The 26188-nt window shown below is 69.8% G+C and carries 23 protein-coding genes and 2 pseudogenes; 8 read left to right on the top strand and 17 right to left on the bottom strand.

The genetic code is table 11. The features are described 5' to 3' along the window. Position 1: 1 nt before the first annotated feature. From KIS93_RS67065 to KIS93_RS60675, 8 genes are all read right to left on the bottom strand, one after another. The gene (locus KIS93_RS67065) at positions 2-2593 is read right to left on the bottom strand and encodes an OmpL47-type beta-barrel domain-containing protein (RefSeq protein ID WP_246005568.1); all 2592 of its coding nucleotides are present in this window, start codon (positions 2591-2593) and stop codon (positions 2-4) included. Positions 2594-2805: 212 nt separating this feature from the next. Then, on the bottom strand, positions 2806-4623 hold the full coding sequence (locus tag KIS93_RS64185) for a ThuA domain-containing protein (protein WP_222108152.1): 1818 nt from the start codon (positions 4621-4623) through the stop codon (positions 2806-2808). 128 nt (positions 4624-4751) lie between these two features. After that, on the bottom strand, positions 4752-5585 hold the full coding sequence (locus KIS93_RS60700) for a sugar phosphate isomerase/epimerase family protein (RefSeq protein WP_155127020.1): 834 nt from the start codon (positions 5583-5585) through the stop codon (positions 4752-4754). A gap of 77 nt (positions 5586-5662) precedes the next feature. Then, positions 5663-6871, bottom strand: coding sequence for an ABC transporter substrate-binding protein (locus KIS93_RS60695; RefSeq protein ID WP_080038470.1), 1209 nt, complete (start codon positions 6869-6871; stop codon positions 5663-5665). Next, positions 6858-7808, bottom strand: coding sequence for an ABC transporter permease (locus tag KIS93_RS60690; protein ID WP_080038471.1), 951 nt, complete (start codon positions 7806-7808; stop codon positions 6858-6860). The genes KIS93_RS60695 and KIS93_RS60690 overlap by 14 nt, the downstream gene beginning before the upstream one ends. After that, positions 7805-8818: an ABC transporter permease gene (locus tag KIS93_RS60685; protein ID WP_080038472.1), complete on the bottom strand. Its 1014-nt coding sequence runs from the start codon at positions 8816-8818 to the stop codon at positions 7805-7807. Before KIS93_RS60685 ends, KIS93_RS60690 begins: the two co-directional genes overlap by 4 nt. Further along, entirely contained in the window at positions 8819-10249 is a 1431-nt protein-coding gene (locus KIS93_RS60680) for a sugar ABC transporter ATP-binding protein (protein WP_080046709.1), read from the bottom strand. It abuts the gene before it with no gap. 2 nt (positions 10250-10251) lie between these two features. Further along, positions 10252-11346 (bottom strand): Gfo/Idh/MocA family protein, encoded by a 1095-nt coding sequence (locus tag KIS93_RS60675; protein ID WP_080038473.1) that lies wholly within the window; start codon positions 11344-11346, stop codon positions 10252-10254. 116 nt (positions 11347-11462) lie between these two features. Here KIS93_RS60675 and KIS93_RS60670 point away from each other — a divergent pair, with 116 nt between their 5' ends. Both KIS93_RS60670 and KIS93_RS60665 read left to right on the top strand, forming a co-directional pair. Beyond that, positions 11463-12656, top strand: a complete 1194-nt coding sequence (locus KIS93_RS60670; RefSeq protein WP_230466145.1) for an ROK family protein — start codon at positions 11463-11465, stop codon at positions 12654-12656. Positions 12657-12786: 130 nt separating this feature from the next. Next, the gene (locus KIS93_RS60665; RefSeq protein ID WP_080038475.1) at positions 12787-13938 is read left to right on the top strand and encodes an inositol-3-phosphate synthase; all 1152 of its coding nucleotides are present in this window, start codon (positions 12787-12789) and stop codon (positions 13936-13938) included. Positions 13939-14127: 189 nt separating this feature from the next. Here KIS93_RS60665 and KIS93_RS60660 read toward each other — a convergent pair whose 3' ends face one another. Genes KIS93_RS60660 through KIS93_RS60650 form a run of 3 tightly spaced genes read right to left on the bottom strand, consistent with a single transcriptional unit; the run spans position 14128 to position 16156 of the window. Then, the gene (locus KIS93_RS60660) at positions 14128-15036 is read right to left on the bottom strand and encodes an MFS transporter (RefSeq protein ID WP_155127022.1); all 909 of its coding nucleotides are present in this window, start codon (positions 15034-15036) and stop codon (positions 14128-14130) included. Beyond that, positions 15033-15197 carry a hypothetical protein gene (locus KIS93_RS60655; RefSeq protein WP_186405147.1) on the bottom strand — a complete coding sequence of 55 codons (165 nt, stop codon included), beginning with the start codon at positions 15195-15197 and terminating at the stop codon, positions 15033-15035. Before KIS93_RS60655 ends, KIS93_RS60660 begins: the two co-directional genes overlap by 4 nt. Continuing rightward, complete coding sequence (locus tag KIS93_RS60650) at positions 15197-16156, bottom strand: hypothetical protein (protein WP_155127025.1); 960 nt, start codon at positions 16154-16156, stop codon at positions 15197-15199. The genes KIS93_RS60655 and KIS93_RS60650 overlap by 1 nt, the downstream gene beginning before the upstream one ends. Positions 16157-17005: 849 nt before the next feature. Here KIS93_RS60650 and KIS93_RS60645 point away from each other — a divergent pair. After that, complete coding sequence (locus tag KIS93_RS60645; protein WP_155127028.1) at positions 17006-17332, top strand: hypothetical protein; 327 nt, start codon at positions 17006-17008, stop codon at positions 17330-17332. Positions 17333-17672: 340 nt separating this feature from the next. Here KIS93_RS60645 and steA read toward each other — a convergent pair. After that, positions 17673-18245: pseudogene (gene steA / locus KIS93_RS67060) on the bottom strand (putative cytokinetic ring protein SteA); the annotation flags it as partial. A 382-nt stretch (positions 18246-18627) separates the two neighbouring features. Here steA and KIS93_RS60630 point away from each other — a divergent pair. Beyond that, complete coding sequence (locus tag KIS93_RS60630) at positions 18628-19125, top strand: hypothetical protein (protein WP_080038478.1); 498 nt, start codon at positions 18628-18630, stop codon at positions 19123-19125. A gap of 656 nt (positions 19126-19781) precedes the next feature. Here KIS93_RS60630 and KIS93_RS60625 read toward each other — a convergent pair. Next, complete coding sequence (locus KIS93_RS60625; protein ID WP_080038479.1) at positions 19782-20213, bottom strand: MarR family winged helix-turn-helix transcriptional regulator; 432 nt, start codon at positions 20211-20213, stop codon at positions 19782-19784. A 3-nt stretch (positions 20214-20216) separates the two neighbouring features. Then, entirely contained in the window at positions 20217-20633 is a 417-nt protein-coding gene (locus KIS93_RS60620) for an SRPBCC family protein (RefSeq protein ID WP_080038480.1), read from the bottom strand. A 682-nt stretch (positions 20634-21315) separates the two neighbouring features. On the opposite strand from KIS93_RS60620, the gene KIS93_RS60615 reads away from it, so the two are divergent. Both KIS93_RS60615 and KIS93_RS60610 read left to right on the top strand, forming a co-directional pair. Continuing rightward, positions 21316-21618: a hypothetical protein gene (locus KIS93_RS60615; protein WP_080038481.1), complete on the top strand. Its 303-nt coding sequence runs from the start codon at positions 21316-21318 to the stop codon at positions 21616-21618. 353 nt (positions 21619-21971) lie between these two features. Beyond that, positions 21972-22691 (top strand): hypothetical protein, encoded by a 720-nt coding sequence (locus KIS93_RS60610; protein ID WP_155127033.1) that lies wholly within the window; start codon positions 21972-21974, stop codon positions 22689-22691. A 26-nt stretch (positions 22692-22717) separates the two neighbouring features. Here KIS93_RS60610 and KIS93_RS60605 read toward each other — a convergent pair whose 3' ends face one another. Together KIS93_RS60605 and KIS93_RS60600 are read right to left on the bottom strand one after the other, a co-directional pair. Further along, positions 22718-22951 (bottom strand): hypothetical protein, encoded by a 234-nt coding sequence (locus tag KIS93_RS60605; RefSeq protein WP_080038483.1) that lies wholly within the window; start codon positions 22949-22951, stop codon positions 22718-22720. Then, positions 22948-23382 carry an STAS domain-containing protein gene (locus KIS93_RS60600; protein ID WP_196223986.1) on the bottom strand — a complete coding sequence of 145 codons (435 nt, stop codon included), beginning with the start codon at positions 23380-23382 and terminating at the stop codon, positions 22948-22950. Before KIS93_RS60600 ends, KIS93_RS60605 begins: the two co-directional genes overlap by 4 nt. Before the next feature lie 228 nt (positions 23383-23610). Here KIS93_RS60600 and KIS93_RS60595 point away from each other — a divergent pair. After that, positions 23611-23868, top strand: a pseudogene (locus KIS93_RS60595) (transposase); the annotation flags it as partial. A gap of 29 nt (positions 23869-23897) precedes the next feature. On the opposite strand, the gene KIS93_RS60590 reads toward KIS93_RS60595, so the two are convergent. After that, positions 23898-24848 carry an ArsR/SmtB family transcription factor gene (locus tag KIS93_RS60590; protein ID WP_080038484.1) on the bottom strand — a complete coding sequence of 317 codons (951 nt, stop codon included), beginning with the start codon at positions 24846-24848 and terminating at the stop codon, positions 23898-23900. Between the two features lie 65 nt (positions 24849-24913). Between KIS93_RS60590 and KIS93_RS60585 the strand changes: the two genes are divergently transcribed. Further along, positions 24914-26098: an MFS transporter gene (locus KIS93_RS60585; protein ID WP_080038485.1), complete on the top strand. Its 1185-nt coding sequence runs from the start codon at positions 24914-24916 to the stop codon at positions 26096-26098. The last annotated feature ends 90 nt before the right edge of the window (positions 26099-26188 follow it).

Here is a 26188-nt window from a genome sequence, read left to right as displayed (position 1 = left end):
GTCAGCCGCCGATGACCGAGATCATCTTGTCGGCGTCGCGGGTGAGCACCTGGCGTACGTCGGCGCGCGGGACGAGCTTCCCGTCCGCGACGAGCTTCTTGAACTCGCCGAGGAGCCGCACCGCTCGGTCGTCCTTGCCTGAGGCCTCGGCCTTGCGGACCTGGGTCAGTTTCCTGGTCAGCTTGTCGTGTGCGGCCGCCGGCAGCCAGCTGGTGGCCCGGAACCGATCGAGCAGGTTCTGCATGTCCCGCAGCGAGGTGGTGACGTTGAACCGCACCGACGTGGTCACGGCGTTGCCGGCGTTGTCCGTTGACGTCACCGCGACCGTGTGCGCGGCCAGCGTCTGGGTGAACAGCGGCAGCACCGATCCCGAGGTGTGCGGGGCGCCGTCGAGGGTGCCGGTCGTGGTGCGGACGCCCGAGGTGGCGTCCACCGCCTCCCAGGTGATCACCACGTCCTGGGAGTCGCCGTACACCTCGCCGTCGGCCACGCCCGACACGAGCAGGATGGGCTTGGTGCCGTCGATCTTCAGCACCGCCGCCTTCTCCTCCTCACGGTTGCCCGCCGTGTCGGTCGTGCGGTAGCGCAGTTCGTGCTCACCGTCGCCGTTGACCACCACGGGCGTTCCCGCGTACGCCGTCCACTCGCCGCCGTCGAGCGCGTACTCGATGAGCTTGACGCCGGAGTGGGCGTCCTGCGCGGCCAGCTCGACCGGGACCGAGTCCTTGCTCCATCCGCTCTCGCCCGGCGGGGCGAACGAGGCGGTGGTCCGCGGAGCGGTCGTGTCGATCTTGAGGGTGAGCGAGCGGGTCTGCTCGACGTTGCCCGCGCCGTCCCGCGAGCGGTACTCCAGGGTGTGGGCCCCGTCACCGCTCACCGTGAGCGGCATGCTGTACGCGCTCCAGGCTCCGCCGTCGAGGCGGTACTCGGTGGCGGCCACGCCGCTGCCGTTCTCCTCGTCCGCCGCGGTCAGGGTGACCTCGACGGGAGCGGCGCTGTACCAGCCGTCCTTGCCGTTCGGCTCGGCCGGGCTCTGCTTCGCCGTGGTGGTCGGCGCGGTCTGGTCGGCCGGGCCGCCGCCGGCCTTGGTGAAGCGGAACGTCTGGTTCGGCGCGGCCGAGCAGTTCCACTGGATCACCGCGGCGCCGTCGGCCTGGGAGACCCCGTTGATGTCGACGCACAGCCCGGTCTTGGCGGAGACGATCTGGAAGAGCCCTTCGCCGCCGCCGGTCGGGACCACGGTGAAGTACTGGTTGGGAGCGTCCGCGCTGCCGTCGGCGTGGCAGGTCCACTGGACCAGCTGGGTGCCGGGCGTGGCCGTGCCGCCCGGAACGTCGGCACACTTGCCGCTGCCGGCGTTCTTGAGCTGGTAGCCGCCGGGCGCGGTCATCAGCTCCCACCGCTGGATGGGGTCTTCGGTGCCGCCCATCTGGACGAGCTTGGCGTTGTCCGCGGTCGACGCGTTCTCCGTGGTCACGTTCTTGCCGCTGTGCTGGGCGGTGACCGTGTAGACGCCCGGCTCGATCGCCGGAGGCGGGGCCTCGCCCACGAACTGGACGGCGTCCAGGTCGAAGGCGTTGTTGGCGGAGTTCTTGAACACCACGTAGAGCGTCGAGGTGGTCGCGTCCGCCGCCACCGGGACGGTCTGGGTCTGCTGGTAGTTGTTCCAGCCCCCCGTGCTGGGGACGGAGCTGCTGGCCAGGAGCCGGCCGGTGGGGGACTCGGCGCGCAGCTCGATCAGCCCGCCGCCGGTGGGGCTGGACAGCCGGTAGTTCACGCCCTTGACGGCGTGCAGGTTCATCGGGGTGAACGAGATCCAGTCGTTGTTGCTGATGTCGCCGATGCGCTTGCCGCTCTCGGCGCCCGGCTCGTCGATGACCCGCACGCCGGCCTGGGCGTTGAAGAACTCGGCCTGCTTGCGCATCGGCTGCAGGACCGCCTTGGCGCGGCCGGTGAGCGGCATTTCCCGCGAGCCGTCGGTGTAGTGGGCGTTGAGGACGTAGAACAGGTTCGCGCCGTCGGGGTGGCCGCCGAGGTCGCCGGTGTTGACCACACCCTCGCAACCGGGGATCTCCACGGTCTCGTGCTCGTGGTCGTCGTGGCCGAGCGCCGGGTTGAGGAAGACCTTGGCGCAGTCGATCTCGCCGTCCTCGGGGTCGGTGACCTTGATCTTGTACGGGACGTCCTGGCCGAACTGGATCGGCGTGCCGTTCAGCGGGGTCTCGATGGTCACCGTCGGCCGGCTGTTGCCGGCGGTGATCTCGATGTTGGCGAAGCCCTCCTTGCCGGTGCTGTCGGTCACCTTGAGCTGGGCGGTGAACCGGCCGGTGGTCTCGTACACGTGGGTGGCCTTGACCTGGGTGGAGTCGACGGTGCCGTCGCCGTCGAAGTCCCAGGCGTAGGTGAGGGAGTCGCCGTCGGGGTCGTAGCTGCCGGAGGCGTCGAACTCGACGGTCAGCGGGGTGACGCCGTCGACCCGCGAGGAGGTGGCCTTGGCCACCGGCGAGCGGGCGCCGGCCGCGTAGTCGATCCGGTAGAGGCCGGAGTCGTTGTTGCCGCCGCCGAAGTCGGTGCCCCACTCCAGCAGGTACATGGAGCCGTCCGGGCCGAAGGTCATGTCCATCGGCTTGAGGAAGGGCGTGGTCCCCAGGAAGTCGTTGATCTTGAGGACCTGGTCGTCGGAGTCGAGGTGGATCTCCTTGACGTAGTGGCGCGCCCACTCGTAGAAGAAGTTCACGCCGTCGAAGTAGGCGGGGAACTTGGTCTTCGAGGGGTTGGCGGCGTCGTAGCGGTAGACGGGGCCGCTCATCGGCGCCGCGCCGCCCGAGCCGAGCTCGGGGAAGGCCGGGGAGGTGCCGTAGCCGTACCACATGACCGGCTTCTCGATCGGCGGCAGCTCGGTGAGGCCGGTGTTGTTCGGCGACTCGTTGACCGGGGCGGCGCAGTCGAACTTGGCGCCGACCTCCTTGGTGTCCGGGTTGTACGGCGCGTACGCCTGGTTGTCGCCGTGGCAGAACGGCCAGCCGAAGTTGCCCGGCTTCTTGATGACGTTGTACTCCACCAGGCCCTCGGGGCCGCGGTCGGTGGCGGGGCGCCCCGGTCCGGGCCGTAGTCGGCCATGTGCAGGTAACCCGTCTTGGCGTCCACGGTGAACCGGAAGGGGTTGCGGAAGCCCATGGCATAGATCTCGGGCCGGGTCTTCGCGGTACCCGGCGGGAAGAGGTTGCCCTCCGGGATGTCGTAGCCGCCGTCGCCCTTCGGCTTGATCCGCAGGATCTTGCCGCGCAGGTCGTTGGTGTTGCCCGCGGTGCGGGCGGCGTCCAGCATGTGCTGGCCGGGCCGCCAGTCGAGCGGCGCGTAACCCTGCCAGTCGGGCGACAGGTTGGGCGGGACGTCGTCGCCGACGCCCAGGTAGAGGCTGCCGTCAGGGCCGAACTCGACCGCGCCGCCGGTGTGGCCGGGCTCGGGATACGTCCGGGCGCGATAGGCGGGAACCTCGATGATCTTCTTCTCGGTGCTCAGATCGATGGTGTCGCCCTGCACGGTGAACCGGGACAGCCGGTTGACGTCCTGGGCGCTGTCGGCAGGCGACCAGTAGACATAGATCCACCCGTTCTGGGCGAACTTCGGGTCGAGTTCCATGCCGACCAGGCCGTCCTCGCCGCCGGTGTAGACGTTGAGGGTGGCGGCCGTGACGGTCATGTGGGTGTCGGGCTTGTAGATCTTCACCTCGCCCTGGCGCTGCACGTAGAACACCCGCCCGTCGGGGGCGACGTCCAGCTCCATCGGATTGCTGGTGTTGTCGTCCAGGGCGACCTTCTCGAAGCTGCTCCACACGGTGCCGCCGCAGTCGCCCGGCTGGGCGCCGGCCGCCCACTCGACGCCGCCGAGGACGTGCTCGCGGAACTCCGGCTCGGCGTAGGCGGCCGGCTCGTGCCCCATGGCGGTGGCCCACACCCGGGCGCCCTCGGCCTGGCGGCACCAGGAGATCGGGTGGTCAGGACCCATGGCGGAGGATCCGGGGTTGTAGGTCGTCTCGTCCGCGGCGACCAGGACGTGCACGTTGCCGCGCGGGTTCGGCGCGAAGTTGTACCACTCCTCCGCGCGCCGCCACCGCTGGGGGAGGTTCTTGGTGGAGGGGTGCACGCGGTCGACGACCTTGGCCAGCCCTTGGAGGGTGCCGGGAGAGTGCGCCGGCATGTGCGCGCCGCCGTTGACCAGCTCGTCCCACCAGGGGAACTCGTTCTCGATGCCCATGTCGAGCGCGTTGTGGATGGCCACGACGCCCTTGCCCGACCGGACGAACTTCTGCAGCGCCTGCCGCTGGGCGTCGTTCTCCCACACCATGCCGGAGTTCTGCAGCATGATCAGGACGTCGAACGTGGCCAGGTCGGTGTCGTTGAACACCGAGGAGTCGGCGCTCTGCACCACCTCGAAGTCATGGGTGGCGGCCAGCTCGTTCACCATCTGGATGCCGGCCGGGATGGAGTCGTGCACGTACCCCGCGGCCTTGGTGAACAGCAGGGCGCGGAAACCGTGGAGGGCGCCGGTCGCGTGGGCGGGAGCCGGCGTCAGCGCCAGTAACAAGGCGGGGAGTAAGAGGGCAGTGAGAAATCGTCGCATGGCGAATCTCCTGGAGGGTGTGGCGACACCTCGGAACGAGGTGTGAAGGAACGCCGCTGGGAAGGCGCGCCGCTGGGGGCGCACGCGAGCGAGCGTCAGGTGGCCCGGGGCCGGACGGGTGAGCGGTGTCAGAGGGTGCGCAGGTAGGTGAGGCCGTCGGTGGCCAGCGCGTCCTGGCTTGCTGCGAGGGGCCGCCAGATGGAGGCGGCGGTGGCGATGCTTTGGTTGTGGGCGGTGAAGGACTCGATGACGAGCGGCCCCTGGTAGCCGGCCTCGTGCAGCGCCTGGGTGAAGCCGGGCCAGTCGAAGCGGTCGGCGCCCGGTGTGCCGCGGTCGGTGCCGCACACCTGCACGTGCCCGATCCGGCCGGCCGCCGTCCGGGCCGCCTGGGCGGGGTCCTTCTCCTCGATGTTCAGGTGGTAGGTGTCAAGTGCGAGGTGGCAGTCGTCGGGCAGCGCCTCCAGTGCTTGTTCGACGGTGTTGATGAGGCTGGTCTCGTACCGGTTGAGCGGCTCGACCGCGAGCGTGATCCCGCGCTCGGCCGCGTGGTCCAGGACGGGCCGCACGTTCTCGCGCAGCTCGGCGTAGGCCTGGCGGCGCTCGTCCGGTGACAGCCGCCAGGTGCGGCCGACCGACGCGTACGCCGGCCCGGCGATCACCGGGGAGCCGACGGTCACCGCCACGTCGACACAGTGCCGCAGGTAGTCCTGGGTGTCGCGGACGGTCTGCGGGGAGGCGGCCACGAGCTCGCGGCCCGGTGGCATGACCAGCACCACGGACGCGGCCAGCCCGTGCTCGGCCAGCAGCGCCGCGGCCTTGTCCGGGCTCCAGTCGCCGGGCTGCTCGACGGGCAGCTCGATGACGTCGAAGCCCCACCCGGCGATGCGGGGGGCGAGCCGCGCCAGGTCGTCGTCGGTCAGCGGGGAGACCCAGACCCAGGTGTTCACTCCGATGGAGAACAATGGCATCCCTCTTCGTCGTCGCAGGGGCGGAAGGAGCCGGCCGGCTCTTCGCGGCCGGCTCTCGCGCGAGGAGCCGGTCAGCCCTTCTTGCCGCCCCACGCCTCGGGGAAGCCGGGCAGGTCCTCGCAGCCGCACAGCGCGTAGTGCAGCGGCGGCATGTTCGGCTTCAGGTAGGTCGCCAGGTTCTCGCCGGTGACCTTCGGCTGCGGCAGGTTCCACGTCTGGGGCACCTGCTCACCCTTGAGGATCTTCAGCGCGGCGATCACCGGCGTGCGCCACTGGTAGGTCGGATAGGTCGGCGCGACCGCGGTCAGACCGGCGTCCTTCCACTTCTGCAGGAAGTCCTGCTGATCCTCGCCGTTGATCGGCGGCACCGGCAGACCCGCGTCCTCGAACGCCTCGATCGCCGCCACCGCCGTGGCGCCCGCGTCCATCCAGACGCCGTCGATCTTGCCGTAGCGCTGGATGTAGTCGCTGACGATGCTCTTGGTCTTGGCGGCGTCACCGTCGGAGAACTCCACCCCGACCACCTGGACCTTGCTCTTGTCGAAGACCACCTTGGCCGCCGACCAGCGGGTCTCCAGCACGTCCACGCCGGGCAGGATGCGCAGCGCCAGCACCTTCCCCCCGGCCGGCACCTTCTCCACCAGGAATTCGGCGGCATCAGCGCCGAAGGCGTAGCCACCGATGGGCTTGATGAACGTCACCGGGCAGTCGGTCTGCACCCCCCGGTCGAACACGATCACGGGCACCTTCTCACACGCCGCCGTCACGGCCGGAGTGAGCGTCGCGGTGGTGTTCGGCGAGACGATCAACGCGTCGCAGCCCTTGGCCTGCAGCTCGGCGATGTCGGAGATCTGCTTGTCGTCCTTGCCCTCGGCATCCAGCGCGGTGAACTTGCTGATCTCCTTGTGCAGGCCCACCTCGGCCTGCATCGTCTTCCAGCCGACCTGCCGCCACGGGTTGTTGACCGCCGCGTTGGAGAAACACAGGTGGTACGGCCCGTCCTTCTTGTATTTCGCCGTGTCGATCATCTTCGGCGCGATGGCCTGCTCCCACGGCTTGTTCGCCGGCCCTTCGGGGGTCTGGGAGCGCATGGCGAGCTGCGCGTCGAAGTCCGCCTGCACGAAGAACTTCGACTGCGCGCCGGTGCCCGACCCCTGGGCGCTCTCGCTGGCGCTCGGGGCGGACGCGGCGGATTGAGTCGTGGCCGCCGGCTTGTCCGTGGTGCAGGCGGCGAGGGCGAGAACGGCGAACGCGGCGACTGCGGCCTTACGAGGCGGCATGGGCGTCTCCTCTTCGGGGGGTGAACTTCCAGGGAAGTCGGACGGCTCCCGCCGCGACCGCGGCGATGATGATGACGCCCTGCACGGTGAACTCCAGCGCCCCGGAGATCCCGTACAGGTTGAGCAGGGTGAACAGCGCCTCCAGCGTGAAGGCGCCGGCCATGGCGGCGAGCACGGAGCCGCGCCCGCCGCCCAGCGCCACGCCGCCCAGGACGACCGCGGTGATGGCGGAGAACTCCAGCCCCTGCCCCACCTGCGCCGACACCCCGGCGAACCCGCCCAGCAGGATCGCCGCGACGGCCGCCGCCAGCCCGGACAGCACGAACGCGAAGATCTTGGCCCGGTCGACCCGCACCCCGGACAGCGCGGCGGCGCGCTCGTTGTCGCCGGTGGCCATCAGCGTCTTGCCGAAGTCGGCGCGCATGAGCCAGATCGCCGCCGCGCCCACGGCCAGCAGGATCAGCACCGACCACGGCACCGGCCCGAGCGCGCCGCGGCCGAACGTCCGGAAGCCTTCCGACAGCGCGCCGCGCGGCGCGCCGCCGGTCCACAGGAACACCGCTCCGGACAGCACGAGCAGCATGCCGAGCGTCACGATGAACGACGGCACCCGCAGCTTGGTGGTGACCACCCCGTTGACCAGCCCCACGAGCAGCCCGATGACGATCAGCAGCGCGAGCACCGGCCAGGTGGCGGACTCGTCGCCGTCGATGAGCCGCGCGGCGATCACCACTTCGGCCGTCACCAGCGACCCGACTGACAGGTCGAACTCGCCGGAGACGATGACGAAGTACTGCCCGGCGGCCAGGATCACCAGCGGCGCGGCCCGCTTGAGGAACGCCAGGAACCCGGCGGGCTCCAGGAAGTGCGGATTGACGATGGCGATCGCGGCCAGCAGCACCACGAGGACCACGAGGATGGGAAGTGCCCGCTTCATGCCGACCGTCCCTTGATACGCCGGGCGTAGACGGCCACCGCGATGACGATGACCACGCCGCGGACCACGTCCTTGACGAAGGAGTTGACCTCGAGCTGGTTGAAGATGGTGTCCAGGACGGCCAGCAGCAGGACGCCGCCGACCGTCCCGGCGACGCCGCCCTTGCCGCCGGCCAGCGCGGTGCCGCCGAGCACGACCGCGGCGATGGACTCCAGGTCGTAGCCGCCGTCGGTGCCCACCGTGGGCGCCCCGGCGCCGAGCCGGCTGGCCAGCAGCAGGCCCGCGACGCCGGCGCAGATGGAGCAGAGCACGTGCGTGAGCACGATGACCCGGCTGGTGCGGATCCCGGACAGCCGGGCGACCTCCTCGTTCCCGCCGACGGCGTAGACGCGGTAGCCCAGCCGGGTCCGGCTCAGCAGGAACCAGGCCACGACGGCCACGCCCGCCCAGAGCAGGGCGGAGACGGGGATCGGCCCGATCCGGGAGTATCCCAGCAACTGGAACGACTCGGGCACCTTGCCTGCCGGGCCGTCGTACAGGTGGTCCACGATGCCCCTGATGATCAGGGCGACGCCGAGGGTGGCGATGAAGGCGTGCACGTGGAGCCGGGTGATGACGAGCCCGTTGACCAGTCCCACCAGGGCGCTGACGGCCAGCACGGCGGCGACCGCGGGCAGGATGTTGCCGTCCTGGCCCGCCATGATCTCGGCCGCGACCAGCGAGGTCAGGCTGATCAGGTAGGCGACCGACAGATCCAGCGAGCCGGCCAGGATCGCCAGCGTCTGACCGATCGCCACGATGCCCAGGGCCGCCGAACGCTGCTGGATCCCGACGATGCTCTCCGTGGTCAGGAACTGGCCGCCGTCCAGGGCGACGAGGACCCAGCCGACGGCGATCAGGCCGAAGAGCGCGAGGAACACCACGGACGTGGGCTCACGTAACCGGGCCGCCAGGCCGCCTCGTGCCTCGCCGCCGAGGGCGGGACGGCGACCGCGTGAGAGGGTGTCCATTCAGGTCACCTCTCCCGCGGCCAGGCGCATGATGGCCTCTTCCGAAGGGCCGGCCGGCAGCGTGCCCGCGATCCGGCCGTCCCGCAGGACGACGACGCGGTCGCTCATGCCGATCAGTTCGGGCAGCTCGGACGAGATCATCATGATGGCCATGCCGTCGTCGGCCAGCTCGCGCATCAGGTCGTGGATCGCGGCCTTGGCCCCGACGTCCACGCCCCGGGTCGGCTCGTCGAACAGCAGCACCCGCGGCGCCATCGTCATCCATTTCGCCAGCACGACCTTCTGCTGGTTGCCGCCGGACAGGTAGCGCACCTCCTGCTCCTGGCGCGGAGGCGACAGGCGCACCCGTTCGAGCAGGCCGCCGACGCCGTCACGGCCCTTGGCGCCCAGCGCACGCGCGACGAGCAGGGCGTTGTCCCGCACGGACTGGCGCAGCGCGAGCCCTTCGGCCTTGCGGTCCTCGGTGACGAGACCGATGCCGAGGGCCACGCCTTCCCGCACCGAGCGGGGACGCGACGGTGTCATCTCGCCCGTCGTGAACGGCTCCGCGCCGAAGATCGCCTTGGCCAGTTCCGACCGGCCGGACCCCTGCAGGCCGGCGATGCCGACGATCTCCCCGGCACGCAGCTCCAGGTCGATGTCGCGCAGCTTGTGGTTGCCGGCGCCGCGCAGGCTGAGCCGTACCTCGCCGGTCGCCGACGACCGTGCCGGAAAGTAGGTGCCGAGATCGCGGCCGACCATCAGGCGGATCAGCTCGTCGGACGACACCTCGCCGATCGGGACCGTGGTGACGCGCGCGCCGTCCTTGAGCACGGTGACCCGGTCGGCGAGGTCGAACACCTCGCGTAATCGGTGGGAGATGTACACGACGGCGACCCCGCGCTCCCGCAGCCGTCCGATGAGCCGGTAGAGCAGCTCGACCTCGTGCTCGGCGAGCGCCGCGCTGGGCTCGTCCATGACGACGAGCCTGGCGTTCACCGACAGCGCCTTGACGATCTCCACGACCTGCTGCTGGGCCACCGACAGGCGCTTGACGGCGTCACGCGGGCCGAAGGAGCTCTCGCCCAGCTCGTCGAGCAGCCGGGCGGTCGCCGCGTCCATGGCGGTCCGGTCGACCAGCCCGCGCCGGACCGGCTCGCGGCCGAGGAAGACGTTCTCGGCGACGGTGCGCTCGGGCAGCAGGTTGAACTCCTGGTAGATGATCGCGATGCCGGAGCGCTGCGCGTCGAGGGGATGGCCGAAGGAGACGGGCCGCCCGTCGATCTCGATCGTGCCCTCGTCCGGCGCGTGCACCCCGCAGATGATCTTCATGAGGGTGGACTTGCCGGCGCCGTTCTCGCCGACGACGGCGTGCACCTCGCCGGCCGCCACGTCCAGGTCGACGCCGGACAGCACCCGTACGCCCAGGAAGCTCTTGCCGATACCGCGCATGCTCAGCACTCGGTCCACCTCCCGGTCCGCGCCGAGGTCAGGACGGCCTCGCAGATGGCGGCGGCCCGGGCGCCGTCCGCGAACACCGGCAGCCCGTCACGGTGCTCGCCACGGAGCGCGGCGTAGGTGTCGGCGACGAAGGCGTCGAAGCAGTCGTGGTAGCCCTGAGGGTGACCGGCGGGCAGCGGCGAATACGGCCGGGCCGCCGCGGACAGGATCGTGGGGTCGCGCATGAGCGTCCGGGATCCGCCGCGGTCGCCGACCCAGAGCAGCTCGGGTTGTTCCTGGTCGAACGCGAGGCTCGCCTCGGTGCCCGAGACCTCGAGGAACAGGCGGTTCTTGCGGCCTGGGGAGACCTGGCTCGTGGCCAGCGTGCCGACGGCGCCGGAGGCGGTGCGGAACTGGACGGTCGCCACGTCCTCCGTCACGACGGGCGACGTGCTCCCGCGCGCCGGCTGAACGACGGCGACCTGCGCGCAGACGCCGGTGATGCGGTCGGCCGTGACGAACTCCGCCAGGTCGCACCAGTGGGAGCCGATGTCGGCGAACGTCCGGCTCGGCCCGCCCAGCTCCGCGTCCACCCGCCAGTTGTCGTCGTCCGGGCGCAGCAGCCAATCCTGCAAGTAGCTGCCCTGGATCAGGCTGATCCTGCCGACGTCGCCGCGGGCGATCCGCTGCCGCGCCTCCCTGACCATGGCGTGGAAGCGGTACACGAACGGCACCGTCGCGACCAGCCCCGCTTCGGCCGCCCGCTCCGCCATGAGGGCGGCGCTCGCCGCGTCCGTCGCGAGCGGCTTCTCGCAGATCACCGCCAGTCCGGCGGACAGCGCCTTGAGCGCGAACGGGGCGTGAAGATGATTGGGGGCGCAGATGTGCACCAGATCGATCTCGCCCGACTCGATGAGCTCATCGGCAGAGGCGAAGGCTTTGGCAGCACCCAGGCCGGCCTGCTGCGCCTTCTCCAAGCGCGACCCGGCCACCCCCGCGATCGTTGCTCCCGCCATGCGCGCGGCGCGGGCATGCACCCGGCCCATGAAACCGGTGCCGATGATCCCTACACGCGGAGCATCATCCGGTTTCCGGCTTATGTCCTCCATATTGCGGGATGCTAGAGCGCACTTATGACGATGGTCAAGCAAAAGTTGAAGCGTAAATGGCATAATGACCCATGAGGGATCATAGGAAGCGTGCATCTCGACGAAAGGGAGCGCTGTTGACTGAGAGCGTGCTGACCGGCACAAGCAGCCCGGCGGTGGGAGCTGGGGCGCTGCTCGCCCTCCTCCGTGACGGGCGCGCACGCACCCGTGCCGAGCTGGTCGAGCTCACCGGCCTGGCGCGGTCGACGGTGTCCCTCCGCCTCGACGCCTTGCTGGGTCAGCGCTGGGTGGTGCCGGCCGACGACGTGATCTCCTCCGGCGGCCGCCCGGCGACGGCGTTCACCTTCAACAGCAGCGCACGCATCGTGCTCGCGGCCGATCTGGGCGCGACGCACGCCAGGCTCGCCGTGACCGACCTGGCGGCCACGACGCTGGCCGAGCGGGAAGCGGAGATGCCCATCGCCCGCGGCCCTGAGACCGTGCTGACCTGGCTCGTGGACACCTTCCGCGAGCTGCTCGCCGAGTGCGACCGCCGTCTCACCGACGTGTGCGGAGTCGGCGTGGGCCTGCCGGGCCCGGTGGAGCATGACACCGGCAAGCCGGTCAACCCGCCGATCATGCCCGGCTGGGACGGTTTCCCGGTGCCCGACTGGCTCGGCGCCCGGCTCGGCGTCCCCGTCCTGGTCGACAACGACGTCAACATGATGGCGCTCGGCGAATACTGGGCCGGGCGATCCGGAGCCGAGCACCTGGTCTACGTCAAGATCGGCACCGGCATCGGCTGCGGCATCATCAGCGGCCGCAGCCTGCACCGCGGCGCACAGGGCGCGGCGGGCGACATCGGCCACATCCGGGTGCCCTCGTCCGAGGAGAACGTCGTGTGCCGCTGCGGCAACATCGGCTGCCTGGAAGCCGTGGCGGGCGGCGCGGCGCTGGCCGCACGCCTGCGTGCGGCGGGCCAGGAGGCCGCCGACAGCCGCGACGTCGTACGCCTGGTGCGCGCCGGCAACACCGAGGCCATCCGGCTGGTCCGGCAGGCGGGCCGGGAGGTCGGGGTCGTCCTGGCCTCCATCGTCAACTTCTTCAACCCCGCCATGATCCTGATCGGCGGCGACCTCGCCGGGGCGGGCGAGCACCTGCTCGCCGGGCTTCGAGAGGTGATCTACAGCAGGTCCCTGCCCCTGGCCACCCAGCACCTGAGCATCCGGGTCAGCGACCTCGGCGACCGGGCGGGGGTGGTCGGCGCAGCAGTGATGATCATCGAACACATGTTGTCGCCGGAGGCCGTGGACCAGGCGTTGTCGGCCTGACCGGCGCCAGTTAGGGCGGAAGCCGACGGACTTATGCTTGACCATCGATAAAAGCGCTTCTACGATCCGCGTAATCCCCTACCGGTATGCCCCCACTTGCCGGTATACGGGCGGATGAACAGGAGCTCCCATGCGCAAGGTCGGTGTCTGGTTCATCGGAGCACGCGGATCCGTGGCGACCACCGCGACCATCGGTGCCGCCGCGGTCAAGGCGGGCGTCTTACCCGCCCAGGCGTGCGTCACCGAGTCCCCGGACTTTCCCGGAGGTCTGGTTCCCATCGCCGGCCTGCTCTTCGGCGGCCACGACATCACCGAAATCCCCCTGCGGAAGCGCGCCGAACAGCTCAGCAAGGCGGGCGTCGTGCCGGCGGGCCTGCCAGGACTGCTCGGCCAGGATCTCGACGCCGCCGACGCGGAGATCAGGCCGGGCCATGCTCCCGGCGGCGACACCCAGGCGGCAGCCGCGGCCCGCCTGGCCGGCGACATCGCCGGCTTCCGCGACCGGCACCGGCTCGACCGGGTGGTCGTCGTCAACGTCTCCTCCACCGAGCCCCCCGCCACCCCGCGCCCGGAGTTCCAGAGCCTCGCCGACCTCGAGGAGCGGCTCGACGCGGGCGACGACGTGCTGCCGACGAGCTCCCTCTACGCCTACGCGGCGTTCCGCGCCGGCTGCGGCTACGTGGAGTTCACCCCGTCGCCCGGGCCCACTCTGCCGGCCCTCGCCGAGCTCGCCGAGCTGCGCGCCGTGCCGTACGCCGGGCGCGACGCGAAGACCGGCGAGACCCTGGTCAAAAGCGCCCTCGCCCCCATGTTCGCGCAACGGTCGCTGCGGGTCCGCTCGTGGTCCGGGCTCAACCTGCTCGGCGGGGGAGACGGCGCCACCCTCGCCGACCCGGCGGCCCGGGCGAGCAAGACGCTCTCCAAGGACCGTGCCGTCACCGGGATCCTCGGCACACCCGTCGAAGGAGAGACGCACATCGACTACGTCGAGGATCTCGGAGAGTGGAAGACCGCCTGGGACCACGTGACCTTCGAGGGCTTCCTCGGCGTGCGCATGAGCCTCCAGTTCACCTGGCAGGGCTGCGACTCGGCGCTCGCCGCGCCTCTCGTCCTGGACCTGGCCCGGCTGGTGGCCCGCGCGCACGAGCGCGGCCGGCACGGCGTCCTGGCCGACCTCGGCTTCTTCTTCAAGGACCCGCTGGGGACGGACGAGCATGCGCTCGCCGCCCAGTACGCCCGGCTTCGCGCGTTCGCCGAGGACCTGGCCACGGAGGCCTCGTGAAGGCACTGCTCGAACGGGTCCGTGCCCCCGCCCGCGTTGTCAGTGCCTGGGGACATGATGGCCGGGCCCGCCGCCGGGCGGCGCGCCGCACCCGGGCCGGCCCTCGCCTCCGTGCTCACCTACGGGGCGGGTGAGCCCGGGCGCCACGGCTGTTAGCGGCCCTGGCCGTGTGAACCGTGATCAATAAGGTCATGGCCGCGCCGCGGTGACCGGGCGACGCTGAGGCCCACGACCAAGGTCAGCGTGCCGCGCAGCATCGGGACGGTGGTCATGACCGCGGCCAGCGCTGCCGCGGGCGCGCACAGGGTGAGCAGCGCGACGAAGGGGCTCGACCCGCTGGATGAGGAGGCTCGTCAGCAGCGGGCCGACGACGACCGCGCTGTAGGTGCCGAGACGGGAGACGCCGGCCACGCGCGCCCTCCGGTCGGCCGGCACCCGGCTGAGCGCGGTGCGCATGGTGACATTGCTCAGCCCGCCGGTCAGCCCGATCGCCAGCAGGGAGAGTGCGAACGACAGCGGCATCGTGGCGAAGAGCAGGGGCAGCGCGAGGGCGAGGGTGCACGACCACAGGTGGACCAGCATGATGGAGCAGTCCTGCCGCCGGTTCACGGTGGCGAGCCAGGGCCGCCGGGAGGCCGCCTCCTTGAGCCGCTGCCAGATGCGTTGCCGCCGGGGCGACATCAGGGCGCCGACGATGCCGCCGACGCCGGACATCGCGAGCACGGTACCCACGAGGACGGTGGGCAGGCGCTCGTCGATCGCCTGCGTGAGGAAGACCACGATCAGGCCCTGCACCAAGAGATTGATGAACGCGGTGACCAGCGTCGCGGACCGCAGGAAGCGGTCCTTCCACAGCTCGGCCAGGCCGGTCCTGACCTCCACCAGGAGTTTTCCGTGTGGCCTTCCAGCGGTGGCGATGTCGGTAGGGAGGCGGCGCAGCAGGAACGCGGCATAGAAGAACAGGGCGGCATTGGCGACGAAGGAGAATGGCGGCCCTATTCCGAACAGCAATCCGGCCAGGGGCCGGCCCGCCAGCACCATGCCCTGGGCCGATCCCTCGTGCAAGGCGAACGCCGTCTCCACCTTGTCCGGCTTCACCGTGGTCGGGATGAGGTGATCTCGGCGACTGACGAGATCACCGACAGCGCCCCCTCGACCAGCGCGGCGAGCACGAGATGCTCGATCGTCAAGGTCTGCAGGAACAGCAGCGCACAGAGCCCGGCGACGAGCCCACCCCGCACGACCTCGCCGAACACCATCACCCGCAGCGGCCCGAACCGGTCGATGACCGTGCCGGCCGGGATGTGCGTGAGCAGGGCCGGCGCGGTAGAGGCGAACATCCCCAGCCGACCCAGACCGCCGACTGCGTGAGCTGGTAGGCGAGCAGGGGATAGGTGACGCCGATCGTGCGGCTGCTCAGCATGGAAACGGCCGATCCCATCCAGGACCATCGAAATTGGGGAAAATCGGTGAGTAGTTCTTTGAAACGCTGAGTCTGCCGCACGCTCGCCCCCACCACTCGCGAATTCCGGACATCAGCGAAGTGACGGGCATGATCGCGCAGAGCGGCAAGCTGAGAGCCGGCGGCACAGAGCGCGTCGAGCTGGCGCTGTTCGCCGGGGCCGAGGTTGGCGGGGTTGCGCAGGAACCAGCTGGCGGCCTGCCGCACCGTCGGGGGTCGCTGCGGTGGCGGCTCGGCAGGAAGAGCGGTCCGCCACGGCCGCATGTACTGGCGGGCCACCGTGCTGCCGCGACAGCCGCGAGCGCGTAGTTCGCGGTAGAGCTGTTCGGCGTTGGTGCAGCCGTCGGCCCAGCGCTGGCGCAGGTAGGCGTCGAAGCTTTTCAGACTCTTGGGCTGCTGACCGGTGCCAGCATGGACGAGCAGTTCTTCGGGCGAGGTCGCGCGGGCGAAGCGGCGGACGGTGTTGCTGCCGAGATCCAGCTGGCGGGCTATCTCACGGAGGGACTGGCCCTGGACAAGCAGCTCGTGGATGGCGGCATGCCGTTCACGGGTGCGGGGCGCTACCCGATCTTGCCTGGTCTCCGGCGTGCGAGGCGGTTCGGCGTCAGGTGGAGGTGGTGTAAGAGCGCCGTGGCGGGGACCGGACTGCAGCGCCGGGACGGGGCTGATGATGGCCTGCCGGTGCTGGCGGTGCGTGGCGACAGTCCGTTCGACGGCCCGCGCCGAGATTGCTCTAAATGTGCCAGCGATCAGCAACCTGGATCGCCTCAGATGCTCCACGGCCGGCGCCGTCGGCATAGGCACCGGCACGGTCGCGGCACACGATCTCCACACCGGGGTGTCAGGGCGAAGTCGTCCACGCCCAACGCGGCCGGGCCGGCCTAGAGCGAGGGCTCGGGCAGGGCGCGGATCAGCCGGATCAGCGTCATCCGGCTGACCGCCACGGCCAGACGTGCGGCCAGGCGCGCACCGGCACGGCCGCCCAGCGTTCGGCGCAATTCCCCGCAGCGCCTGGTCGGCCACGACGCTGCGACGGCCATAGCGGACGGTCAGGCCCGGCACTTGCTCGGCGAAGGTGCGCCTGCCGCATCAGGCATCGCTCGTAGTGGCTGTGCTTGCGCCGTGACGGTGTCCCACAGCTGGGACAGTCCGCCCCGATCGCCATGGTCCTGGCCTTGATCCGCACCGATGCGCCAGTATGAAACACCTGGTCAACGCACACATGAGCCAGATGAGGCAAGAAGACAGTCAGCAGCTCCTTGATCGACACACGGCGATGCTGCTGATCAAGAAGTCAGCTACCGGCCAGAACACTCGAACCGTGATCTACCTGACCGACGGCTCACGGAATGTGCGCCTGAGCCCACCGACCTCGCTCAACCGGCCAGCGCGCCCAAACCCTCCAGACGTGGCCCGGGACGCCCGCCCGGCATCCCCAACCGACGGCCCGCGCCACGCTACGACGTCGGCAAGACCGTCAAACGCGGCCGCACCGTCGCAGCCCTACAACAATCCGGAGGTTGAAGAACAAGCTTGGAGCTTATCTGCGAACCCGCCACCGACCGCCCCTTTTTTGCCGGAAAGGTGAGGTGCCATATTGATCTCATGGCAGATCGAAATTTACTTAGCGCGACGCGCGCACACGTACGCAGGGGCAACGCTATCGGGGCGGATCGATCCCCCGCCTGGATCAGCTGGCTGACGGCAGTCGCCGCCGCCTGGATCGTGTTCACGCACATCGTCGGCATCGTCGCGGGCAACCCGCAAAGCCTGGCCGTCAAGGCATGGGGATGGGGTGTCGTCACTCAGTGGGTTGAGCACTGGCTCGTCCTGGGTGTCATGCTCGTTCTTCTTGCGTTCACGATCGAGTCCCTGGCGCATAGATACCGCCGTCGTTCTCGCCATGGAGATGACCGGCCTTCTGATTCGTGACGCCAACAGAGGTGAGGTTGAGCGCCGTGGTCAGGTGCGATAGCGGCGTGCGGCGGTGTGAGGGCTGACATCCAGTACGGCGGCGATCTCGTTCCAGGTGGCGCCGGCCGCTCGGTCGGCGGCGACGGCTGCAGCCAGGGCAGTGCGGGCCCGGGCGAGCAGGGGCAGTGCGGCTTCGTAGGAGAGAGTCAGGACCACTACTCGAAAGAATTCAGCGGTGCTGCACCCAAACGTTCGGTTCCACCAACTCTCCGCGGTCATGCTGTCGATCAATCATCACCGGGGCGAGGGCGCCAGGCACGACGTAGGAGCCGGAGTCGGGAAACGAGGTCGGGTCGGTCTTGCTGCCGACGCGAAGTCTGGTGAGCAACGTGCTGGCCATTCCGGCACGGTTTTTGTCGAGGAACTCCTCGAGGGTCAGATGCGTGCCGACGGCGACGATGAGGTCGGCTCCCTTGGCGTCTACCAGGCCGTAGGGCAATGTCTTCGCTCATTGCGGCTGCGGGGAAGGGCACGGCCTCCACCCCTGCTTCCTTGACTCGCTACAGCCCTGGCGCGCGGCCATCGCGAAAGGCATGCACCAAGAGTTCGGCGCCGCATGTGATCGCTGTGGAGGAGATCGAGTCGAAGTCGCCGACGATCAGATCGGGCAGGTAGCCTGCTCCATCAGGGCATCCGCCGCTGTCAACACCGATGAGGACTGGGCGGCGTTCCCGCATGTAGGGCCGCAGGGTCGTCTTTATAGTGGTAGCCGCGCACGACGACAAGAGCGTGTCTTCCCCTCGTCTTGGTGCGGATCTCGGGGACACCGACGCCATCGATGAGTAGCCCGCTCTCCCTGCGAACGTACTCCATCGTTGGTGACGAAGCCCTTGATCTGCTCCGACAATCCGCCGCGGGCGCGCGCCATGGCCTCACGATCGAGCGGGGGACTCGGGTTCGACGTAGAGGATCTCCATAGTGGCCGGAGACCCAGGTGTCAACGATGAACGTCAGCTTCAGACCCTGCTGATGCCAGCCGCGAGGTTGCTCACAGCTGCGGCACCGCGCGCCACAAGCGCCTCCGCACCGGGGCTTTGCCGTAGTGGATATTTGTCCGGTTCTCTGATCATGTGAAGCCGAGAATGGCGAGCTGGTGTGGCGTCGCGGGAGATAGGGCGGATGGCTTGGGTGAGGCCGGCGGCACCGGCCAGGCGTAACGCGCCGGGCCGCGCGTCTGGCCGGATGGACTGAGCCGTCGGATGACACCGAACGACACACGGCACGCCTTCCGTTCCGAGAGGTACGATCGCGGCATGGGGGTCATCGACTGGCTCGAATGGCTGGCCGTGCTCACGACCTTCGCGAGCTTAGGGACGCTCATCGTGCTCTCCAGACTCGGGCGCCGATCGGCTCCGTCTCCGGCACAGGCTCCAGATCAGTGGCCCTGGCGGCAATTTGGATTGCCCATGCCGCTTCCGGAGGAGACGCGGGCTCGTGCGTTGGTTCTCCTTGGCGAGGGCAGGACGGCGGACGCGGCCCGGGTCATCCAGGAGGACACCGGTCTCGAGTTCGAAGCGGCAGAACGACACGTCGTCAACATGCTCGCCGCCGCGCGCATCCGTACGAACGGCGACCCATGGCCTGACGATCAGCTTGCCGACCGCGTCGGTGCGCTCGTTGACGCAGGGCACACGGAGCGGGCGATCTTGCTCATCCGTGGCGAGACGGGAATGAGTCACGCGGACGCCGAAAGCTGGATGCATGAGCTGATGGCCCGCGATGCCGACCAGGGGGAGGGACGCGAGCGCTAGGCCAGCGTGAACGGCTGGCTCGGCCAGGAGGCGGCACCGATATCGGTGGCTGGCCCCGCAGGAAAGTGCTTGACCGCACACGTCGGCCTGGGAGGTGTGCGTCAGCTCTGCTGCGCCCCAGGGCCCTCCCGCTGCCCGCGGCCGCCGTCGACGTTGTCATGTGCAGCTGCGTCATACGAACTCGCCGTCCTGCGACTCCGTACAAGATCGCCGGGTCCCTGGGGTCTATACCTCCTCCTCCACGCCGCCGTCGCCGGGGATGTCGGGATGTCGCCGAGCTGCCGCAGGCCTTCGGCCGGGGCAGCGATGGAGTAACGACCCAGGACGTTGAGGCGGGCGTGGCCAAGTGGGGACAGCCGGGCGGTGCCCTCATCCTTGACCGGGACTCCTTCGGCGCGCAGCCGGTCGAGCCGCACCTGTGGGATCGGCGATGCGGTGGAGCAGCACGGCCGCGGGCGGCTGGGGCCCTCCTCCTTGGGCCGGGGCCGGGCGCGGAGGCGCTGGCCCAGCCGGCGTCGCGGCATCCCCGCCCCGGACTCCATGAGGATGGCCGCAAGGAGCCGGCGCAAGAGTGTGCTGGGGGCTGAGATGAACCATTCGAGGCTGTCCGGGATCGCGGGGAGTCGCGGCAGGGCCGGCGGAACCCGTGCGCCGGGTCAGTCCGGGTCGTGCCCGGCAAGACGGCGCAGGGTCGAGATCAGCGCCGAGTCGGTGGTGGAGCCGAAGAAGGCGCGGTCGGCCGCCTCGACCGCCTCGATCGCCTCCTGAGCGAGCTGCCCGCCCCGTTCCGTGACCCGCAGCAGCCTGGCCCTGGTGTCGGACCTGTCCACCTGACGCTGGATCAGCCCCTTGTCCTCCAGCCTGCGCAGCACCTGTGAGGTCATTTTCACATCGGTGCCCGCCGCGCCGGCCAGGCTGAGCTGGTTCGGGCTCTGTCCGTGGCTGTTCAGCCACCAGGTGGTGGCCAACAGCACGAACTGCACGTGGGTGAGGTCCAGCGGGGCCAGGACGGCGGCGATCTCCCGCTGCCAGCGCAGCGTTACGTGCCACAGCAGGAACCCTGGGCTCCGGCCCGGCTCCAGGGCCACGCCTCAGCCCTCCGCCCGGCGTACCAGCGCGGCCAGCACGTCGGGGAAGTCGGCCGTGATCTGCGGCCCCAGCTCGGGCCCGACCTGGTCGGCGGCCGCCCCGGTGATCTCGGTCCGGTAGGTCACCCGGGTGCCGCCGCCGGGCAGCGGGTCCAGCCGGTGCCTGGTGGTGACGAGGAAGTCACCCGCGTCCATCTCGTCGGTGAACACCCGCCCGGACACGATCTCCACCAGCCGCATCGAGATCGCCTCGCCCTCCGGCGAGGTCATCGTGAACGACGTGCCGACCTCGAACGGCCCCTCGACCTCCATCTTGGCGATCCCGTCGTTCCACTGGGGCCAGGCGTTCATGTCCGACCAGATGCGCCAGAGCCTCTCGGGGCTCGCGGCGGTCTCGACGTGGTGCTCGTACTCCCACATGTTCTGTCCCTCCAGTTAGCCTACGCGAAGATTATCTCCGCGCAGACTATTTCGCAAAGGGGTGTTCCGACCGCCGTCCGCTGGTGCGCCGTCCGCCTGGGGGCCGATCTCTTTCCGGCCCCCGCCCTGGACGGCACCCATGCGAGGAGCAGGATGGGTTCGCGTTCTGCCGTCGAAGCGGCAGCTCTGGTGGGTTCGTACGTGGTGGCCGGGACTCCGCCCACAACGGAGATGGGCGCCGTGCGGCGGTCCACCTTCCGCCCCTGAGCCGCGTGGTGCTCGTCGGGCAGATCACACCGCTGACGTGCGACAGCGCACCGAGTACCTGGGCAACCTCGAACGCCGCCTGTCACGTGCCGGCCGGCCACGCCGGCAGAGCCATTCCCGCCGACCGACCGGCGAGGGCGAGCGCGGACAGTGACGTACTCGGGCCGGTCCGCCTGGGCTCGCGGACGACGGCAAGATGCCGAGGGCTCGGGTCCTTGGGAATGGGGCTGAGCCTGCCCGTTTGCACGCCGCCACGGGAGTGCCCAATTTCTAGTCACCCGCGGCCCCGTACAGAGCGCATGCAGGCATAAGTCACCGAATCGCTAGCTCTAAGTAGCTAAAGATTACGATGAGTGACATGTCGTTGATGGAAATCCCCCACTAACCCCTATTCACCTCCACCGAAAGAGAACTTATGTCTCGCCTCGTCCACACCCTCGGTGTCGTAGCGGCGGCCACCCTGCTCAGCTTCCCCTTCGCCGCCACCGCCCAGGCCGCCACCGGAACCCTCATCATCAACTTCGTCCAGGTGCATGAAGACCCGTCAGAGGGCTGCCTCCAACAAGAAGACGGCTACGACCTCATCCAGGTCACGAACAACACCGACCAGCGCGCCTATGTCTTCTCCGACTACGACTGCCGGGGGTACCAGACGACGATCGTCCACCCGGGCGAGACCAAGTCGGGCTCGCTCGGGCTCAGCCTCTACATCCGTTGAGTGTGGACATGGCATAGACCAAGACGGCGAAGGGCCCGACGGGCAGAGGGGGGTCGGGTCCTTCGCCCCGGACGCCCTGCCCGACCACCTCGTCCAGTTCGCCGTCCGTCTCCAGGACGACGCCGCCGAGTACTACGACGCCCAGTAGGGCACCGATGGTCACGGCTGCGGCGGGGGAGGGGGAGCGCTACGCCCGCCCTCGACACTGTCCACGCCCTGCCGCGCCGGACGGCCGGCGCGTCGAGTGCAGTGGTGCTCTCCGCCGCGTGACCGGCATCATCCGGATAACGATGCGGGGACGCCGACGATCGAGGGCCCCAGGTTGTCGCCGCTGTCCGGCATGATCACCTGGCATGAAACAAGCACTCCTCGCCATGGCGGCACTGGCCGCGCTGACCGTGCCCGCGCTGCCCGCACAGGCGGCGCCCAAGAACCCGATCAAGGCCCTGAACGCGGTGATCGCGCTCGGCCACGGCGTGCGGTTCACCGGCAGCGTCACCTGGACGGACGGCACCGATGAGCGGGGCGCCCGCGACCTGCAGGGTGTCTTCCAGTTCGGCAAGAAGGACGTCGCCGCCTTCGACATCACCCTCAAGGACGGCGACAGACAGCAACGCGTCATCGGCATCGGCAAGACCGGCTACTACTCCGGCGACCTGATCGCCGGCCTGCTGCCCGAGGGCAAGACCTGGTACAAGGAAAAGAACCGCGGCATGCCCGACTCGTGGTCACAGTTCATCAACCCGGCCGAACCCAAGACCCTGGCCCGGTTGCTCAAGAACGGCACGACCAAGGACGGCGCCGTCTCCGGCTCGATCACCGTCAAGGAGCTCAAGGCGGTCTCGGCCTGGGTGTCCGCCGCCAGGATCGGCAACGAGCACGACGGCATGAAGATCTCCTACACGCTCACTGTGTCCCCGGCGGGTCTGGTCAGCCGGGTGCGATCCACCTACGCGCTGACCGAGGACGGGACGACCTACACCAGCACTGTGGACAGCCGCTACACGGGATGGGGCAGCAAGGTGTCGGTCAAGGCACCGGCGCCCTCCACCGTGACCACCAAGTTCCGCTGACCTGGTACCCTCTCGCCCGCGGTTCGTCATGCACGCGCCACGGGCGCCGGCGGCACCTCGGATGCTTCAGTCTTGCGGGCGAGGACGCTGGCGGCGTACTTCACGCTCTCCGCCATGTCGACGCTATGCTCGCGCATCCACTGGGCGAACTTCAGGGCCGCCTCCCGCTGATCGGCCGGCGCCGAGGCCGGGGCTGAGGTGCCGCACGCGGCCAGCACCACAGCCACCAGCGGCACGACCAATATCAAGCTGATCTTCATGTATCTCCTGTCGGCCGAGGAAGGTCCTGGGACAATGTGAAGACGGTGATGCGGCTGATCATGGTGAAGTCGGTTTCCGCAGCCCCAGCGGGCTCCATTGGCGTCAACAACCGCCCATTTCTGTAGGTAGGTGGTCGCGTACTCGACCCGCACGACCTGCCCGTCGGCATGCAGATCGACGACAGCGATGATGGCGCCGGTGATCTCCGGGCCACCCGGGGTTGCAGCCCGACGAGGTGGACGGCGGCGCCGCGGGCCTGGGCGAGGATCGCGGCGGCCAGCAGCACGGTCAGGCCGGAGCTGCCCAGGAAGGACAGGCGGCCGGCGTCGACGACGAGGTGGTCGTCCAGGCTGCGGCGTACCAGGTCGAGGTAGGTCTCCAGCTCCTGGGAGGTGGTGACGTCCAGCTCGCCGGCCACGATGATCACCACGTAACTTTGGTGCAGGAAAGCCAGTTCGTCATATGGTCCAGAGGCAGCGAGGTGTCTCCGTTCCGTGCACTTCGCCGCATCTGGCGACGAAGGCGTACAGGTTGTGAGCACAGCGGAAGACCGCCCACCGACGTGGACCTTCCTCACCCACCATGCCCGAGTGCTGATCGAGGTCGCCCGCGACCCGAGGCGCGGGTCCGTGATCTGGCCGCGCGTATCGGCATCACCGAGCGAGGCGTCCCGGTCTTCTTCGCCGATCCTCACAGCCCTTGGCAGCGCGCCACGGACGAGAACACGAACGGCCTACTGCGCCAGTACTTCCCGAAGGGCACCGGCTTGTCCCGCTGGAGCGCCGGCGACATCGCTGCAGTCGCAGCGGTGCTCAACGCCCGCCCCCGCAAGAGCCTCGGCTGGAGGACCCCTGCCGAGGCCTTCAACGATCACCTGGACTCGCTGCTGAGCAGCAGTGTTGCGACGACCCCTTGAACCTGAGAAGTATCCGTAGTCGAAGTTCGTCACTGCTGCCGGCAGAGCGCTTCGCCGATGCCGGTCCGGGCGTACAGGACGAAGCGGCCCGTGCGGTGAGCGCTGACGAAACCGGCGTCACGCAGCACGGTGAGGTGTTGTGAGACGCCTCCCTTGGTCAGGCCGAGGCGCGCGCTGAGGTCGGTGGTGGATGCGGGGGTGGCGAGTTCGGTGAGCAGCAGCGCGCGGGTGCGGCCGAGAGCCGCGGCCAGCGCCTGCGGCACGGACGCGGAGCGCCGTTCCCAGAGGGTGGCGATGCCCCGGGTCCCGTAGCGCAGGGTGGGCTGCCAGGGCGCGGTGGTGATCGACCAGACGTTCGGCCAGGTGAAGGCCGATGGCACGAGCAGGAGCCCGCGGCCTCGCAGCGCTCGTAGCGCTGTGCAGTAGCGGTGCTGGACGCGCAGCGTGTCCTCCGACCACTCGACTGTGGGGTCGAGAGTGTTGAGGAGCCGGTGCGCGCCGCCGTCCGCCAGCTGCCTGGCGCGATAGAGCAGGTCTCCTTCGAGCAGGGCGCGGATCTTCGGCCAGTACGGTGCCAGCGCCGTCTCCCAGAACGCGGCGATCTGGTCGGCCAGCAGGGCCAGCCCGCGATCGGGGTCCTCGTCCAGCAGGGCGGTCGCGGGCGAGGGCGGCAGCCAGGCCAGGTCGGTGGCGAGGGTCTCGGGCGGGGTGGCGCGCAGGGTGGCGAGCTCGAGGTCGAGGTCCGGGACGGCCACCGCTGGGGGCGGCGCCAGGAAGGCGGGCAGCCCGCGTGGCGGGATGAGCGCGTCCAACAGCTCCCAGCGGATGCCGTGCAGGCGGGGTCGTACCTCGTCGAGCCAGGGCCCGTAGAGAGGGTGCGGCTGCTTGATCAGTCGTGCCCCGGCGACGGCCTCCCAGAGCGGGGAGATCGCAAATCGGGTGTAGGCGACGTCTACCGCGGTGAACGACAGCTCCAGCACCCGTTGAGTTTAGCCAGGGCTGAATTCGTGGCGCTCGTGAGCGGGCGCGGCGACTGTCGTGGGTCATGACGAAGGATTTTCGATGGTTGTACGGTGCGGACGCCGGAGCCAAGCTGGGGGTGTCCGTCAGCTCGCTGGCGGTCCCGCTGACGGGTGTGGCCGTGCTGGCCGCCTCACCGCTCGAGACGGGCGTGCTCGGGATGCTGAACACCTGCGCCTTCCTGGTCATCGGCCTGCCCGCGGGCGCGTGGGTGGACCGGCTGCGCAAGCGTCCTCTCATGGTGACCGCGGACCTGGTCCGCGCCGCGTCGCTGGTCTCGGTGCCCGTGGCGCAGGCGTGCGGCGTGCTCACGCTGGGGCAGCTGTACGTCGTCGTGCTGGTGACCGGGATCGCCACGGTCTTCGGCGACGTGGCCGCCATGAGCTTCCTGCCCGCCCTCGTCGGCAAGGAGCGCCTGACCCGGGCCACCTCGGCATTGGTCAGCCTCGACGGGGTCAACCAGGTCGCCGGTCGTAGCCTCGGAGGGTTTCTGGTCGCGGTGGTGAGCGCGCCCATGGCGCTGGGCGTCACCGCCGCCTCCTATCTGTGGTCGGCCTTCTGCCTGGCCCGGATCCGGTTCGCCGAGCCGGCGCCCTCCCGGGGCCCGCGCACCTCCTTGCGGCACGAGATCGGTGAGGGCCTGCGGCTCGTCTTCGGTCACCCGCACCTGCGGCTGATCGCGTTCGAGGGGTCATTGGGCAACTGCGCCTCCATGATGGTGCAGGTCATGTTGCCCATCGTGTTCGTCGCCCGGTTCGGGCAGCCGGAGCTCGTGCTCGGGTTGTTCCTCGCGGCCGGCGGCGCCGGCTATCTCCTCGGCTCGGCCGTCGCACCGCGGCTGGGCTGCCGGCTGGGCGAGCGCCGGGCCATCTGGTGGAGCAGCGCCGTCGCGCCCTGCGCCCTGCTGCTGCCCCTCGTGGACGAGTCCGTCTGGGTGGCGGGCGCGGCGTGGGCGCTCACCATGTCCAAGTCGGGCGCCGGCAACGTCCTGAAGGTGAGCTATCGCACCCGCGTCACCCCCGAGCACCTCCTTGGCCGGATGACCGCGACCATGCGCTTCCTGTTCACCGGCGCGCTCGCGGTCGGCGCCGGCCTGGGCGGCGTGCTGGGCCAGCTCGCCGGGGTGGACGCCACCCTGTGGGCCGCCGCCGCGATCCTGTCCTCCGCCTGGCTCCTGCTGGGCCCCGTGCGTGAATCTGGAAGGCTCTGACCTGGTGCGGGCGCGCTGCCTCCCGTGAAGGGACGCTGTGGCGCGGATGGACCCGCCGCCGGCGGCGGGCGGGGTCCCCGAGCTCTCTCG

This window comes from [Actinomadura] parvosata subsp. kistnae, assembly GCF_900323885.1.
GTDB lineage: Bacteria > Actinomycetota > Actinomycetes > Streptosporangiales > Streptosporangiaceae > Nonomuraea > Nonomuraea composti.
Note: the sequence above shows the minus strand (reverse complement) of the source record. Positions and strands in the feature narration are given on the sequence as shown.

What these genes read in the sequence shown, in the direction of transcription:
- KIS93_RS60695 (WP_080038470.1), bottom strand. Translation starts at nt 6,871, where the DNA reads ATGCCGCCTCGTAAGGCCGCAGTCGCCGCGTTCGCCGTTCTCGCCCTC.
- KIS93_RS60665 (WP_080038475.1), top strand. Translation starts at nt 12,787, where the DNA reads ATGCGCAAGGTCGGTGTCTGGTTCATCGGAGCACGCGGATCCGTGGCG.
- KIS93_RS60655 (WP_186405147.1), bottom strand. Translation starts at nt 15,197, where the DNA reads ATGGTGTTCGGCGAGGTCGTGCGGGGTGGGCTCGTCGCCGGGCTCTGT.
- KIS93_RS60680 (WP_080046709.1), bottom strand. Translation starts at nt 10,249, where the DNA reads ATGCGCGGTATCGGCAAGAGCTTCCTGGGCGTACGGGTGCTGTCCGGC.
- KIS93_RS60620 (WP_080038480.1), bottom strand. Translation starts at nt 20,633, where the DNA reads ATGTGGGAGTACGAGCACCACGTCGAGACCGCCGCGAGCCCCGAGAGG.
- KIS93_RS60585 (WP_080038485.1), top strand. Translation starts at nt 24,914, where the DNA reads ATGACGAAGGATTTTCGATGGTTGTACGGTGCGGACGCCGGAGCCAAG.
- KIS93_RS64185 (WP_222108152.1), bottom strand. Translation starts at nt 4,623, where the DNA reads ATGCGACGATTTCTCACTGCCCTCTTACTCCCCGCCTTGTTACTGGCG.
- KIS93_RS60630 (WP_080038478.1), top strand. Translation starts at nt 18,628, where the DNA reads ATGGGGGTCATCGACTGGCTCGAATGGCTGGCCGTGCTCACGACCTTC.
- KIS93_RS60690 (WP_080038471.1), bottom strand. Translation starts at nt 7,808, where the DNA reads ATGAAGCGGGCACTTCCCATCCTCGTGGTCCTCGTGGTGCTGCTGGCC.
- KIS93_RS60615 (WP_080038481.1), top strand. Translation starts at nt 21,316, where the DNA reads ATGTCTCGCCTCGTCCACACCCTCGGTGTCGTAGCGGCGGCCACCCTG.
- KIS93_RS67065 (WP_246005568.1), bottom strand. Translation starts at nt 2,593, where the DNA reads ATGTACCTGCTGGAGTGGGGCACCGACTTCGGCGGCGGCAACAACGAC.
- KIS93_RS60645 (WP_155127028.1), top strand. Translation starts at nt 17,006, where the DNA reads ATGGCAGATCGAAATTTACTTAGCGCGACGCGCGCACACGTACGCAGG.
- KIS93_RS60685 (WP_080038472.1), bottom strand. Translation starts at nt 8,818, where the DNA reads ATGGACACCCTCTCACGCGGTCGCCGTCCCGCCCTCGGCGGCGAGGCA.
- KIS93_RS60675 (WP_080038473.1), bottom strand. Translation starts at nt 11,346, where the DNA reads ATGGAGGACATAAGCCGGAAACCGGATGATGCTCCGCGTGTAGGGATC.
- KIS93_RS60605 (WP_080038483.1), bottom strand. Translation starts at nt 22,951, where the DNA reads ATGAAGATCAGCTTGATATTGGTCGTGCCGCTGGTGGCTGTGGTGCTG.
- KIS93_RS60610 (WP_155127033.1), top strand. Translation starts at nt 21,972, where the DNA reads ATGAAACAAGCACTCCTCGCCATGGCGGCACTGGCCGCGCTGACCGTG.